General features: G+C 38.3%; 13 protein-coding genes. 4 read left to right on the forward strand and 9 right to left on the reverse strand.

Features of this window, described 5'->3' with window-relative positions:
- Nucleotides 1–273 precede the first annotated feature (273 nt).
- The 9 genes from E7747_RS16355 to E7747_RS16395 form a co-directional block, all read right to left on the reverse strand.
- Nucleotides 274–2,463: a peptidase domain-containing ABC transporter gene (locus E7747_RS16355; protein ID WP_136417194.1), complete on the reverse strand. Its 2,190-nt coding sequence runs from the start codon at nucleotides 2,461–2,463 to the stop codon at nucleotides 274–276.
- Complete coding sequence (locus E7747_RS16360) at nucleotides 2,463–3,584, reverse strand: hypothetical protein (protein WP_136417193.1); 1,122 nt, start codon at nucleotides 3,582–3,584, stop codon at nucleotides 2,463–2,465. The genes E7747_RS16355 and E7747_RS16360 overlap by 1 nt, the downstream gene beginning before the upstream one ends.
- Nucleotides 3,585–3,664: 80 nt before the next feature.
- Nucleotides 3,665–5,083, reverse strand: coding sequence for a radical SAM peptide maturase (locus tag E7747_RS16365; RefSeq protein WP_136417192.1), 1,419 nt, complete (start codon nucleotides 5,081–5,083; stop codon nucleotides 3,665–3,667).
- Nucleotide 5,084: 1 nt separating this feature from the next.
- Nucleotides 5,085–5,960 (reverse strand): GLPGLI family protein, encoded by an 876-nt coding sequence (locus E7747_RS16370; RefSeq protein ID WP_136417191.1) that lies wholly within the window; start codon nucleotides 5,958–5,960, stop codon nucleotides 5,085–5,087.
- 10 nt (nucleotides 5,961–5,970) lie between these two features.
- Nucleotides 5,971–8,295 carry a TonB-dependent receptor gene (locus tag E7747_RS16375; RefSeq protein ID WP_136417189.1) on the reverse strand — a complete coding sequence of 775 codons (2,325 nt, stop codon included), beginning with the start codon at nucleotides 8,293–8,295 and terminating at the stop codon, nucleotides 5,971–5,973.
- Nucleotides 8,296–8,654: 359 nt separating this feature from the next.
- Entirely contained in the window at nucleotides 8,655–9,053 is a 399-nt protein-coding gene (locus E7747_RS16380) for a DUF421 domain-containing protein (RefSeq protein ID WP_136417187.1), read from the reverse strand.
- Nucleotides 9,054–9,188: 135 nt separating this feature from the next.
- Entirely contained in the window at nucleotides 9,189–10,931 is a 1,743-nt protein-coding gene (locus E7747_RS16385) for a tetratricopeptide repeat protein (protein ID WP_136417185.1), read from the reverse strand.
- Nucleotides 10,928–11,179 carry a plasmid partition protein ParG gene (locus E7747_RS16390; protein WP_136417183.1) on the reverse strand — a complete coding sequence of 84 codons (252 nt, stop codon included), beginning with the start codon at nucleotides 11,177–11,179 and terminating at the stop codon, nucleotides 10,928–10,930. The genes E7747_RS16385 and E7747_RS16390 overlap by 4 nt, the downstream gene beginning before the upstream one ends.
- Before the next feature lie 72 nt (nucleotides 11,180–11,251).
- Entirely contained in the window at nucleotides 11,252–11,998 is a 747-nt protein-coding gene (locus E7747_RS16395) for a ParA family protein (protein WP_136417181.1), read from the reverse strand.
- Between the two features lie 316 nt (nucleotides 11,999–12,314).
- On the opposite strand from E7747_RS16395, the gene E7747_RS16400 reads away from it, so the two are divergent.
- From E7747_RS16400 to E7747_RS16740, 4 genes are all read left to right on the forward strand, one after another.
- Entirely contained in the window at nucleotides 12,315–13,994 is a 1,680-nt protein-coding gene (locus E7747_RS16400) for a hypothetical protein (protein WP_136417179.1), read from the forward strand.
- A 194-nt stretch (nucleotides 13,995–14,188) separates the two neighbouring features.
- The gene (locus E7747_RS16405; RefSeq protein WP_128708247.1) at nucleotides 14,189–14,671 is read left to right on the forward strand and encodes a hypothetical protein; all 483 of its coding nucleotides are present in this window, start codon (nucleotides 14,189–14,191) and stop codon (nucleotides 14,669–14,671) included.
- A gap of 381 nt (nucleotides 14,672–15,052) precedes the next feature.
- The gene (locus E7747_RS16735) at nucleotides 15,053–15,370 is read left to right on the forward strand and encodes a hypothetical protein (protein WP_168185398.1); all 318 of its coding nucleotides are present in this window, start codon (nucleotides 15,053–15,055) and stop codon (nucleotides 15,368–15,370) included.
- On the forward strand, nucleotides 15,363–15,482 hold the full coding sequence (locus E7747_RS16740) for a plasmid recombination protein (RefSeq protein ID WP_168185399.1): 120 nt from the start codon (nucleotides 15,363–15,365) through the stop codon (nucleotides 15,480–15,482). Before E7747_RS16735 ends, E7747_RS16740 begins: the two co-directional genes overlap by 8 nt.
- Nucleotides 15,483–15,511: the final 29 nt, after the last annotated feature.

Consider the following 15,511-nt stretch of genomic DNA (forward strand, 5'->3'; position numbering starts at 1 on the left):
ATGAATAGTTACATCTGAAGATAGTTTGCTGAAAAGTCTCAAAAAACGGTCGATTTAGATATGTTCCTTTATCCGATGAAATGCCGGAGGATGGATTCACCGTTGGAATATGGGTATGGCAATAGACATACAGCCGCAATTAGGGCAATGAAAACAATGGTTATGATTGCTATGCCCCATCGGACTAATGAGGGAGGAATCTCTCCTATGAGTTGTCGGACTTTTTCGGAGCGGAGCTCAATCTTGTCATGTGTAGTTTTGTCTGCCTCCATATCAATTTCCTAATTCAAGTTGATTTTTAACGAGATTATAATATGCCCCTTTCTTTTCTATAAGAGTGGCATGATTGCCGGACTCCACAACTTTACCTCTATCGAGGACTATAATTTGGTCTGCATTCTTGACTGTTGACAGGCGATGAGCCACAACGACAACAGTTCTACCTTTGTAGAATTCATCGAGGTTTTCTACAATAGCTCTCTCATTTTTTGCATCAAGGGCATTTGTAGCTTCATCGAGGAATATGAAGTCGGGGTTCTTATAGACTGCTCGGGCAATGAGTATTCGCTGTTTTTGTCCTTGACTTAGACCTACACCATCGCGTCCGATTTGAGTATTATATTTCAGAGGTAACCCCATAATATAATTATGGATATGGGCTATTCTAGCTGCTTTTTCAAGCCGATCTATGTCAATATCTCCATCATCCACTGCTATGTTCCGAGCGATGGATTCTGAAAATATGACACCGTCTTGCATGACTACTCCACAATGCCGGCGCCACCATTTTAGATTATACTCGTTTATGTTTCTTCCTGCTATTGAGATTGAGCCGGACATGACCGGATAATAGCCCAGCATTAACTTAATAAGGGTAGTTTTCCCACTTCCGGAAGCCCCGACAATAGCCGTTACTTTTCCTTCTGGTATATCAAATGACACATCTGTCAGCGTCTTTTTGAGAGCGTGTGGATCATACTTGAAATCGACATTGGAAAGGTCGATGGATTTTCCGTCATCGAACTTTGATACCTGATTGCCGTCGGATTCTTCATTTCTCCCCTCATGAATTTCATTAATGCGTTCAAGTGAAATCTTCACATCCTGTAGAGAATAGATGAACGACATGAACTGCTCCACCGGAGAGTTGAGCTGCCCGATGATATACTGCACAGCAAGCATGGCTCCGAGTGTCATCTGAGAATTTATCACAGCGGTGGCCGCAAGCACTGTAATCATTATATTCTTTACCTCATTGATAAAAATAGAGCCGGCTTCTTGTGTCTGTTGGAGTTTAAGCGATTTCATCTGTACACTGAAGAGGTCAGCTTGCGTATCCTCCCATTCCCAACGGCGGCGGCGCTCACAGTCCTGCAATTTTATCTCTTGCATGGAAGTGATTAGCTGATAGGTCTTGTTCTGATTCTTTGCCTGCTGTTCAAACAGTTCATAGTCGAGGACCTTGCGCTTTTTCAAAAAAGAGGTTATCCATAGTCCGTAACAAACGCTTCCGGTGACGAAAATTCCGAAAATAAGAGGATTATAAAAGAAGAGAACAATGCCGAAGATTATGAAGCTTAGGAATGTGAAAATGATGTTAAGCACCTGACCAGTGAGGAAGTTCTGTACACGGGTATGATCTCCAATCCGTTGTAGCAAATCTCCCATTAATTTTGTGTCAAAGAACGACATGGGTAATTTCAGCAACTTTATGAAGAAATCGCTTACAAGAGAGATGTTGATTCGCATGGAAATGTGGAGCAGTAACCATCGCCGGATAAAATCCGTGGCAGTCCTGCCCACTACAATCATCAGTTCTCCGAGTAGTATGAGCCAGATGAAACCTATGTCCATATGCCTTATACCCACATCTACAATGGCCTGTGTCAGGAACGGCATGATTAACTGAAGCACACACCCGAGACCCAGACCGAGGATAATCTGTGTGAAATATTTACGAAATTGAGTTATATAACCTAGGATAAAACGATTTGAGCGTTTTTTAGGAGTCTCAGTTGTGTATCTGATAATATTTTCAGTAGGAGTTAATAACATAACAACTCCTTTATGTTTTCCATTAATGGTTGTGCTTATCCAATGTTGTAAAAACTCATCTCTAGTGCATGTAGATATACCTTTTTTTGGATCTGCTATTCTATAATAGGAGCCATTTTTCTTAATTTCAACTAGAACAACATAGTGGTTTTGATCCCAGTGAAGAATGCAAGGTTCTGTTATTCTTGAAATTTCACAAATGTTCATTCGAGCACATATTGATTTGAAACCAAGTAATAGTGCTGTTTCTTGTAAAGCAAGTAATGAGACTCCTTCTTTTGTCGCAGGACATAGAGATTCAATTAAATTATCAGCAAAAATATATCCATGATATTCAGCAATCATTTGTAGGCACGTTTGCCCACATTTCATGGCATCCTTTTGTAATTTAATTGAAATCTTTTTCATTAGGAATCTTGGATGAGACATCTTAGGGTGTTGTTACACCTTAGATAGTGTTCTATGTAGTTTGGTGGTGGACAAAGCCGTTGATACATACATTTCTTACACTCAGTATAATTTCGATTAAATATCCAATCGATAGTACCGTTTATAAGATCTTCTTTATAACCATCATACAGATTGTTAAAGGTTATAATTTTATTAGAATCATTAATAAGGGAGTAATGAATATTTCCATTAGAGAATAGGTAAATTGTTCCCCATAGATTACTATTTATTAGATTGTTAATCTTAATTGTTTGGTACTTTTGAGGGATACCTAATAACTCATCTTCAGATATATTAAGAAGAGACTTAATAAAGTCGAGATTTTCACTAGTTAAATGCGGGAAAAACTTTACTTTATAATCAGAGTCAAGCAAGTTTAAATATACCTCAAGATCGTTCTTATCGGTTATTTTTGTTAAAATAGAGATGTGATTACGATTAGAAGGTAAGTTGATTTGATCAATAGGTAAGTTTAGAAGAACTGAAAAACTTAGATTAGTGTTGATAAGGGTATTCAGTATCTCTGGACTAGCATTGAGCGTTGTTGCTGAAATGATTATGTTTAGATTTCTTGCGTTAAAGCTTTCAATTATATCGTTCAGGAAATCAATATCAAGTCCACATATATTTACAACTATATTCGGATTAATACTAACGAGTCCTTGTATATATGTCTTAATAGTAGATTTATTCATCGCATAAGGATATCTTTTTTGAAAAGATTCAGCGCAAGATGATAAGCCAGACTGAATAGCGATATATTCCGAACAGTCAGATTTATTCATATCAACAAGTAGTGTGCAATTTGATATGAAAGAACCGATGTTATATTTTGAGTATATTATAGATTTATGATAAGCATCGATGCCAGAGATGTTGTTTATCTCGGATTCAAATTGTAAAGGTTGGATGTTAGAAGATATCAAATCTCCCATGAAATACTTGAGTGTATCAGATATAAGAGGAATCGTTTTATCTTGTTCCGATATGTGGACTGTCCTTTTAGGAGAAGACAATAATCGCTGCATGATGTCAACAGATCTTGAATCGTTAAAGATTAGAGTGTTGTCATCAAGCATGTTTATTAGAAGAATACCATTTTTACCAGATGCTATATAAACATAAGGCTCTAAATAGAAGTATGTAGAATGTCCCATTATTAGATGATAGATATATTTTTTATTATTTCTCTTATTTCTTCAGGATTGGCTTCAAAGAAGGAAATTATCTCTTCGATATTTCGAGGTTTAGCTCGATTACAAACCTCGTATCCATTTATATCAGATACAACGCATACAGAACAAAAATCTTTGGCTTTACATGTTTTGCAGGCAGTTATATACTTGAGAAATAATTGATTATAACGTTCAATTATATTGTCGTAATTTATATATAGTTCATTCCCGGATATGTTTCCGAAATTGAATTCGTTTCCAATTCTTTCGCATGGAAAAATACCACCATTAACAGAAACAAATATTTTTCGTGAAAATGGGATACAGGTTTTTGTTGGAATCTCTTGTCTATTAGAATCTAATGATTCAATAAAATTATCAGATAAAGCATCGAATATATTTACTGAATATGTTTTCATGAGGGTACTAAAGAGCCATTTCTCACATTGAATTATATGAGGAGATTGTCTCTCATATACTTGTTTTTCTTCATTAGACATAGAGTTAAACTCAGATGTTTTAGAATGAAAAATTTTTAGGAATTCAGCTCGTTTACATTTTGCTATACCAAAAACGTTCAATTCATTGGTCATTGGACGTTTATTATATCGGGAGTATATAAAATGATTAGCTTCCCTTACTGAATTACGATTGTGCAATACACTGTTGAATTTGATATTCTTATTAAAGAATATCGGATATGTGGACTGTAACTTGTCTATATTTGATATTACTGTGTCGAACGACCCTGTCCCATTTTTAAAAGTTCGATATGAATCATTAAATTTATCTCCATCAAGACTAATTAGAATTTCAAAGTTATTTTCAACTAAAAAATCCATATATTTGTCTAACAGAACTGCATTTGTAGTCATTGAGAAAACAATCTTTTTATTCAGAATAGGATTGTTTCGTGTGTACATTACAGCATCATGAATAAATTGGAAATTGCATAGTGGTTCACCCCCATAAAATGATATACGGAGATAAGAGCACCCTTTATTATAGGATGTTTCCCATAGATTCTTCAGATAATTATATAGTGTTTTGAATGAATCGAGAGGTAAGTCTCTATTTAATCTAGCATCATAATTGTCATAAAAATGACCATAGCCGCAGTAGTAACAGTCCAGGTTACATTTGTCTGTTACTTCTAATATTATTTGATGAGTATTGATTATTGCATCATCAATATCTTTTTTAGTTAAAAGACGGTATTGATTATTTTCACTCTTTTCTTGAGAAATGATACCATGACGAGTTAAGTAATCTAACTTCTTAGCGAAGTGTGGATTTACTTGATTCTCGTTCTCTTTAGGACTGTAATTAGAAGATAGAGAAATGTAACTAGTATTTCGATCATATATATAATTATGACCCGCTGCAGACTTTATTATTTCCATGTTATAATTCTAATGGATTGTAGTATTGAGACCAATCTTCATTGAGACGATGAAAACCTTGTTCACTGTTGTCCATGATAAGGATGCGTGCACCAGTGTTTCGGACGAATGCCCCGGCGTTTTTATACATCTCCTGTTCAAATTTTTTCCAATCTTCTTTCTTCATTTTCTTTCTACTCCAGTCATAGCGAATGATAGGTTGTGGCTTTTGTGTCAAACCTACAGCTTCAAAAATAAAGTTGTTTTCAGAGTCTTCAGCCTTAAGGACCAATCCTTTTACTCCGTTCAGCTTCCACGGTCCATAAGGAACAGGAATGTCATTTGTATAATACACTTTCCAATTTCTTCCTCCATAATTGCATGTTGCGACATGACAATGATAGTCCATGACAGTAGCAATCTCATCTGGTATATACGTCCATTCAGGTGATTCTGATAGTTCACTGTATTCAATGACTTGAGAAGTGTATGGAAGACGATTGGTGACTGTAGTCAGTGAGTCCTTATGATTGAACAGAAGGTCGAACCCAACATAATTCTCAGGAATAGTAGAGAATTGCATTGTGGATTTAAGTTCTTTCGTGTTTTGTGTATCAAGAGCTCGCAAATCACGGCTAAAGAAAGCGTTGTAGTATCTGCCCATTTGCAAGTCCATGATGTCATCGAAACTCAAAGAATCGTCTTTCTCTGAATTGCGATACTTGAACTGGTATGAAACGTTAAGATAGCAAGTATCTAATGTCTCATACTTATCAGTATCCTCGTGCGCGAGGGTGAACGTAGGCGTATCCATAGCATACGATACAGTAACCTGTGCTAAAGCAGCAGGCCCGGCAAGCATCATTAGAGATGCTAAAAGTGCATTCAAAATCCTCATGGTTATATATTTATGTTATTCTTATTCTAATGCCTACCATAATAGTGCGTCCTCGTAAACGATACTCGCTTGAGTATCTAATGATTCCATTGTCGTTATACCTTCGAAAAACATCGTTGTTTAACAAGTTGCTGCATTGCAGTGACAATATGGTGTTTCCGAGAGTATATTCAACATTGCAATTCAGGAACACATTATTTCGATATGATGTAGAGTAGTTATTATTATAGAACATCACAGATGGCGATACATTCAGTTGCTTAAACGGCCACAGTATAATGGACGTGGCATTGGAGAAGGTATGTTTCGTGCCATCATTAGCTTTGCCATCTGTAAAGCTCTTGGATAGGGTGTATTCATTTGAGGTCTCAAAAGACAGCCATTTAGTAAACGTCGCATTATATGAAAGTTTAGCCCGAAGATACTTGCTTTTGCCTTCATGAATTTCATCATTGATATAATATTCACTATTATTCATGCCTATACTAAATGACTCACTTACCTTTGAGTTCCATCGGAAAAAACCTTTTGAAAATGTTTGATCAAGTTGCCATATCCGGCTATTTGTAGAATATGGCAATCTTATATAATTAATAATATCGTCAGTTATGTCATATCCGGAACTATTGCCATAACGCGATTGAACATACGTTAATGCAAGGCTACCAAATAGCATATCCAACACATTTGTATAGCTCGCATTGAATGCCGTTTTTAGTGTTCGGTTCATTGTCGCTTCAATATGTCCCGGGTTAGAGATGGTTGTGCGGTAGTCTATAAATCGTTTTTGAACCATAATGGATATGGCAGAAGGTAAGGATTCTTCACCTATTGTGGTAAGTGAGAACGAAAGCCGGTCTGATGGTTTATATGTTATGTTCGAATATGGTCTTATCGAGAAGAATGTTTTATTATAATTCCAAGTTTGATTGTCAGACTTATAATACATAAAACCTGCAGGCACATATATAAGCCATTGAAATTTTTGCCCATAATGCCAAAATATTTTTGGAGTAACCCTTGCACCAACCTGCCATGTTTGTTGATCATCAGGCATAGACTGATTGTCAATATCAAGATTGGTATTAGCATGTTGCCAACTTGCATCAACTTCTCCATTCAGATTAAACATGAAGTGTGGTATTGAAAGAGCAATCAAGGAGCCACTTCCGTCAATATTGAAGCTTCGTTGATCTACTATCTGACAAAATTCATTATTAGGCAGATTCAATAATCCCTTCTTATCGTTATAGGATATATGAAATGAAGCATCTGCAATTCCCCCATTATGTTTCTTATAGTTAAGTTTCAATTCATCATCAATTTTTATTGAGTGAGCTGAAAATTTTTGGAGAATTAAATCATTAATTAGTCCTTCTCCTTTTGGAAAAGACGCATTGGCGGAAAGAGTATTTTTGAGGTATATTTTCTTCCCATTAAGTTTATAAACAGCATGGGTCCCAACAAAATGCTGATGTATATCAGAAGAATTAGATTCCTTGATGATATACCTTGCCACACTGTCAGACAAATACGTTGTTTCATCATTTGAATTACGCTTTTCTTTGTCGAAAAGATAATTTAGATTAAACGTAAATGTTTTATCTTCACTAAGTTTCAGCAACTGGTTCACTGAAAGGCTATGAGAGGTGTTTCTATAAGTGTACTTGTTAGATAAAGATGGAGTTTCAGGATATAATATCCCAGTTCCGTAAGATGATGTGTATGTAGATGGAGCGTTGATTTCAGGTCGTAAATCAACACCGATGTTATTGGTTTTATAAACCGATATATTTTGAGCATTACGCCTGAAGTTCATTAGTGAGGCCGATGCGTCCCAGGATATATTGGGCTGGCTTCCTATAGCACCCTCAAAAGTGGACGACCAGATACCCTTTGCGCTCTGCTTTAGGCGTATATTCATTGCTGGTGCGGCTCCGCGCCTTACGCCTTGGAGCATTTTTACATCTTGGTGGTCTTCAAGAATTTGTACAGTCCCAATGTCATGCGCATCTATATTTTTGGTGGCTACTCCATAGTTAGAGCCAAGCATATCTAACCCTTCGATATAGAACTCATTAATCCATTGTCCATTATATATAATTTGTCCGTCCGATTTTACCTCAATACCGGGCATTTTCCGGAGTAAGTCCTCTAATGTCTTATCATTTTTGCTTATATATGAAGATGCAGCATAAGATATTGTATCACCCGATTGTCTTATTTTTTTAGCCGTGACAACAACCTCTTTTAATTCGAGCGTTCTGATTAAAGAGTCAAGCCGCTCGTCATCTTGCTGTGCCGACATTGGCACAGCAAATAAAATAAATGCCAAAAGGCAAAATATTTGATGACGAGCGGACATGGACAAATGAACTTATAGGGTTACAAGTTCATTTGTGGCACGATGAGCATTTGATGCTCCACAATCTGTGCAGTCTGCATCTGAGGATGCTAGTTCACGGTCATTTCCCGTGTTAAGTTCTACCTTAACAGGTGTGACTGGACCTACGCATACGCAACCACATACCTTATTGGTGCTGGCGGCGCCACCTTTAAGGGATGCAAGTTCTTCCTTTTGCAGCATGTCTAATGCTAGGAGGGATGTTCTTTTCATCTTTTTGAGGTTTAGATTAATAATTGGGTTAACTATAATGTACTGTACATCTAATTTCTCTGGTGAACGTTATATTTCTATAATTGAAGCCAGCCCTCGAGATTATATTCAACCAATTCTAATTGAATCCCTATAACACCATTGCATGATACTAAATAGTTGATAAAATCAGAAACATCATAGGTTGAGAATGAGAGCTGACCATTGCTGTCAAGTATTGAGTAAGATATTACATCTTCAATGTCAAAGTAGGAGCTATATACTCCTTCAGTTGTACTAATATAGACAACGACAGGACGAGCAGGCATTCTTTGACCATCCTTATCTAGTTGTTGATTGTGATCTTTCGTCGGTTTCTGCTGCTGTTGTAATGTAACAGTATAAGAAACACTTGAGCTGTTGGCTGCAAGGGATAAGGGAAACGATGACATTACAAGAGTCATTATTAGCATTTGGATGTAATAAATGGTTTTCATGAAGTTTGAATATCTAAAGTGTTTTTCCAAAATTAGCTATAAAATGTTGGCTAAGGACGAAAAATGATAACGGAAAAATGACGGAAATTCATCCGTTATCTTCCCGTTATCATCAATGGGGGGGGGGTAATATGTTTATAATGAGCGTATTATCGCATCAATAACTTTTGCTCCTTTTTTCTCATCAAGGATCTTCATACAGAGAGTTTCTCTTCTCGAAACAATAGCACCATTACTTCTACCAAGTAATGTTGTCATCTTTGATGGTTTGATTCCACATTTTATAAGAAGAGCTGTATGAAGGTCTATTGTAGTTAAATTCCCTAATGTAAGTAGATTGAGATTTATCTTAAATTTAGGAGAACTAGATAAGACAATTTGTTCGATTTCACTCCAAAGAACATCACTCTCTTTTATAGTTTTTCCCTCTTGAATGTATTCTTGGATTTTTTGGTAGGCAATAGATTGTAAAATTATAGGGGAGATTGATGACTGAGCACTAGCACTTTCATATAAAGTTAAAAGTTCTTTTTTTAGGCATTCCCTAAGTTCTTGCTCTGTACTCTTAGGTGAATTATGTGTAATAACGGGAGCTATTTCTTCTGTTTGGTTAATAATTGTTTGGCCTATATCAGATGATTGTTTTAATTGACTTGTTACTAATTCAAGCTTTAGTTTTTCAATGTTAGCTAAAGCTTGTTGTAATTCAATGATATTGTTCTTACTTTTATTTTTAAAATAAAGAGATATAAGGACTAGAAGTATAGCTAAGAATATAAAACCGACTATCCAATTCTTTAGTATATTAGAAAGTCTTTCTGCTTTGGCTTTTTGGTTTTCATGTAACTGATAGTTGTAGAGACTCTGTTGGTTAATAGATAGTTGCATATTGTTCTCGTCATAGAAGCTCTCTAAAATGGTTCTATATTCGGAAATATATTGATTTAAAGTGTCTATCTCTATATATTTTCGTAGTTCTGGAGATAGTAGTACTTGATATCCAATTTCTTTGTGCGTTGGATCGTTATTTGAGATTAGATCTTTTGCATAAATATACGCTGTGTCGAGAATTCCAGCGTCTAAATATATATTAGAAGCATAGCCGAGAACACTATTGCGTACCATAGGTTTTACTTCTTCAGATGTATTACGAATATAGCTTAAAGCAGAATCAAGTTCTCCCTGCTTGTGTTTTACGGCAGCAAGATACATCCTTGATTTAGCCATATGATACGAAGGTTGATGAACACTAAAACCTATAGACTCTTTAAAATATTTTTCAGCTAGATCATAATTTGAGTTCCTAAGATACGTACCACCCAATAATTGTAACCCGTATATAATATTAGTTGTATCTTGAAGATGCCGATTTATTTCTAATGCCTCATGAATATAGGGTATTGCTTCATCATAAAGCGATAGAGCTGTTAGAAGCCTACCTGTTTGACTTAATATATTACATCTTAATTCTTGATTGCCAGAATTTGATGGCAAAGATTTAAGAGCATCCTGAAAATAGTGTAAAGAGGTAGGATAATCACCTAAATCACTATAAACTCTTCCGCCATAATACAATGCTTCTGGATAGCGTCCATTTTTCTGATGTTTAAATTCAAAATCAATGACTTTCAGAATGAGGCTATCGGAGGAATGTGTAAGATACGCTTTATCTGCTACTTTCACTGAAAGGAAATCGTAGTAATGTTTATCAGCGTCAGATAAAAGATCATAATTAATAGCACTCAACGAATCCCACGCTTCTTTGGGAGATTCAGACAATAAGCCTTCTACTCTTGAAAGTCGGAGATCTGAAGGCTTGTTGGAGCAGCAGGTAAAGGTTAGTGAGAGAATTAATAATAGTAATGTGCGTAGGATCATTGTTCTGAAATATATCCGAGGATAAAGTCCTCGATTACACTGGACATGGATTTGCCTCTTGTAGCACAGACGGCTTTGAAGCGAGATTGTAATTCTTGATCGATATTGAATGATGTTGGTCTCTTGTTTGATGTTTTTGTTACTGTCTCTACTGAGGTTGTTCCAGCGAGCATGTTGTCGATAGGCGATGGGATAGTTGCCGGTTGAGTCCCGTTTTGAGGCACTGTTAAAATTTTATTTTTAGCCATGATAAATGATTATTGATTTAGTGATTTCAATAATTAATGAAATATTGATTTTGCTAAATATTTATTTAGTAATTAGAGCTTGCTCTCAAGTTCGGTCACTAATGCTTGGAAATCTTTTGCTCCATTCGCTTCGGGGTTGAAACTGACAATGTCAGTAAAATCGAAGGCCGCTTTGGAAACATCATTATTTTTGCGGATAACCGTGGAAAGAACCCGATCTCCGTACTTAGATCTGACATCTGTTTCAATAGCTTCTGTCATGGTCTGTCCTTTTTCATAGATATTGAAGAAGATATAGTCAATATGTATGCCGGGATTCAGTACCTGCATTTTTACGCAAAATTGATCCATCATTGACAAACCGTAGTTTGACATGAGATCGGCCTTCATAGGCACTATTAATTTATTGGCGGCAGTAAGTGCGTTGATTGTAACTAATCCGAGAGCCGGAGGGCAGTCTAGAAGAACATAGTCGTAAATGGTACTGAATGGATCGAGAAGTACCTTTAGTACTCTTTCTCGGTTAAACATCATCTGTAATTCCAAATCAATTCCCGCCATATCAAGACCACTTGGTACAATATCGAGATTTTCACGGATTGGATAGATGGGAAGATTGAGCTGCTCACGAATTGCGTGGTAGATAATTCGTGGGGGAATGTTCTCCATGAAATGCCGGGTAAGATTGGCTTGGGTATCCAAGTCAACCATCAACACTTTCTTCCCTCTTGATGCCAATACTGCTCCGATGGATGCGACAGAGGCGGTTTTACCGACTCCGCCCTTATGATTGGCTATTGCTATAATTTTGGCTTTCATTAATGATGGGGTTAAGGATTATGTCTTAATTTGACACTGCAAAGATAATAATAATTATTGAATTACTGAAATAGTGTTTTACCATTTTAGTGTTTTCTACTAAGACTATTCTAATCATATGGGAAACAGCAGCTGTCGCTAATTATTGAATAATATAATTAGTGATAGTGGTAATTATTTAATTAGTGGTGAAATTTGGATTAATCCGAGGAATGTAGTATCTTTGCAAAAGTGTAAAAGAAATTTCATTGATAATATACGCCCCCCCACACTGGGGCACGAGGAACGAGTGCCCCTCTGTTCAAAATTTTAGATTATGAGTATAGATTTTAGTAAGGTTGACTTGAATAATTTTGATTTCGATACTCTTCCTGCGGATGAGTACCGGGAGTTTCTTCAGGCTTGGTCGGATTATCATGGTCGGCTGAACCGTATTTCTGTGGATGTGTTGGAGCAGGAGTTTGAGCGTAAATCCGATTATCTTCAGTGTGGGGAGCATTATGAATTGTCAGAGCTTTATCCTGATGAGTTTGTCGAGTTGTTGTTTGAGAGGAAAGCCTTTGAACAGGGTGAGGGGATTATTCCTTTTGAGGAAGTACAGAGTTATGAATACCAGTTGTGGTTGAAGCAGAAGATCCGGAACAAAGCTTTGAGGTCAGAGTCCTCCAATTCAGATGATGTACAGTCAGAGAAGATAGACTATAGTGGTTATCGTATGTGGAGATATAATCCTGTGGTCTTCTACAAGGATGGAAAGAAGAACAGACATAGGTTGTTGTTGAAGGATGATGGTGAGAGTCTGAGTTTCCTAAATGGGCGCGACTTTGCGATATTGTCTCCGGTGACTTATGTGGGACGTACCAACTCTTATAGGAACGCTCGGTTTCTTTATGCCTTTGCTATAGATCTTGACGGTGTGAGTATGCATGAGGTGAGGATGTTGTTGCGAGGTATGACAACAGGGGTTTATCCGGTTGCCAATATCATAGTCAATTCAGGGCATGGGATTCATGTGTATTACCTGTTGAAGCGTCCAATCGAAATGTTCGCTACTCGCCTTGATGCGTTGAATAAGATGAAACGAGGTTTGACCAAGATTGTGTGGCTCGTGTCAAAACTTGGTGCGGAGAGAGCGCAGGTTCAGAGTGTAGTGCAGGGATTCCGTGTGCCGGGAACCAAGACAAAGTTCGGCAAACCTATCCGGGCATTTTGGAACCGTTCCGCGCCCATGCACACGCCGGAGGAATTGAACAGTTTTTTAGGGCGTGCTTTCGGATTGTCTGATGAAGAAATCGGACAGTTGACAGACAAAACTCCGCATAATCCGTCCCGTGTGACGCTGAAAGAGGCGCAGGAACGATGGCCGGAATGGTATGCTTCACGTGTTATAGGACGCCGCAGGGTAGGCAAGAAGTGGCAACTCAATCGTGGATTATATGATTGGTGGTTGAATATCCTTAAAGACGGTCAGCAGGTGGAAGTGCATCATCGGTACTGGTGCATTCTTACATTGGTAGTTTATGCTGTCAAATGTGGTGTTTCCCGTGATGAAGTCCTTGCGGATGCTATTTCCTTGGTTCCGGCTTTTGACCGTAAGACTGAGACAGTGGATAATCCCTTCACGGAAGATGATGTTAAAGATGCCATGAGAGCGTATGACGAGGAATATAACAAGTGGCCGATTAGAGTTATTGAAACGACCACAGGTATAAGGATAGAGCGAAATAAGCGCAATAATAGAGGACGTGAGAAACATATTAAACTCATGAATTTTGTCAGGGATAATATCTCTTATCCTGATGGAAACTGGAGAGACGGTAGTGGGAGGAAAAAAGCCACTATCGATAGCAGTTCTCATGCTAGACTTGTTAAGGAGTGGCGTACTAAAAATCCGGACAGCAAGAATAAATCTTTGTGTGCCCGGGAAACAGGACTCTCCAGACCTACTGTTACCCGGTGGTGGGATTCTGTCGTGCAGGAATTACTAAACCACTAAAACAATAAAACATTAAATAAATAAAACAATATATTGTTTTATTGCTTGGCTTGCGAGTCCGTTTCATAGTTACCTTCAAGAACCATAACCATAGTATGAATGTTATTTGTAAGGAAAATATTTACGCCAGAATTTTCAGGTAAAATAATTTTCAGAAATATGAATTTTCAAAACAAATAACAAATGCTTTATCAATGGATGAAACAGAAGAAGAAAAGGTTGATCTTTTAGCAGTCAGAAAATCTTTTGAGAAAGATCCAAGAAAGGTCATTGAGATAGAGATGAACAAGGATGGCATATTCTCCGAGAGAACTATATATGCTATGGAAAACACATTGAATTTGAGCCTGCTTTCACCCCCTGAAGGCCCGAAGTTGGCAAGTGAGGCAGAGGCTCTGTTCGTGCTGTCAAAGCGCGGAACTGTTTTGGAAACAACAGAAGCTGATTTCATAGAGGGATATATCTCCCCTATGGTGTACCGATCTTCCTCGATGAAGTTCCCGCAGGTTCCAATCGCCCCGAAGTTCGTGAAGATGATCAAGGATATGAACGCCGGAAGTGGTGTCCCACACGCTACGATCACATCTACAATCAACAACATACTCGACCGCTTTTTCAGTGGGTATTTGCTTGTGAGTAACCGTGTCAAAATGGGATACGGCAAGGTCGAGGAATAGCACAGGTATCCTCCGGAGGTCAGTTGTTTCAGGCGGTTCCATCGCTTGCACGAGAGCAAATTTGAAAAATTTGCCATAGCTTAATAGGGCAAAATATTGGCGAAGCCACCGCATCCACTCCGTTGGGATGCTATATTTAACCCTATTAAGGCATGTGGCTTCGCCCCCTACAACCCCCACAAGGGGAGTGTCCTCTCCCCTTTGAACCCCACCGCCGGGATGACCCTTCCCGGACCCTCGGACAAGGGCTTCCAGCCCCCGTCACCCCCGGGCAGAGAGTGACCCTCTCTCTGCACTCTCCGGCAAAGGGAACAGCTCTGCGGCCGCCGTTCCCCTTGCATCCCTTCCCGGCCGTTTCCGTCCACCTTCCACTGAAAATATATGAGCCACTATACAGTCTGCCATTATGAGAAATGCTACGGTCCACCGGTGTCCTACTCCACCCATATCGAGAGGAAGAAGGCGGACGGAACGGAGCATGTGCCGTACAACATCAAGCGCAGAGACCTTACCAGACATAACAAGGAGTTTATAAAGGAAGCCCGGGAGATTGGCCGCAGCGCAGCCATCGAGAAAAAGCTTGATGCTGTCCGTCATCAGAAGGATGCCGACGGCAATGAATACGAGCGCAAGATCCGGAAAGGTCAGATATGCTGCATCGAGATCCGCATTGAGCGCATCGGTAGAGGGTATGGCTGAGATCATCGAGCAGGGCAGGCTTATGGAATGGTGCCGGGAGTCAATCAAGTGGGCGCAGAAAGAACATGGCAAGGAAAACATCGTGAGTGCGGTTCTGCACATGGACGAGTGAGACTCCGCACCTTCATGTGTCTCTTGTTC

The organism is Duncaniella dubosii (assembly GCF_004803915.1).
Lineage (GTDB): Bacteria > Bacteroidota > Bacteroidia > Bacteroidales > Muribaculaceae > Duncaniella > Duncaniella dubosii.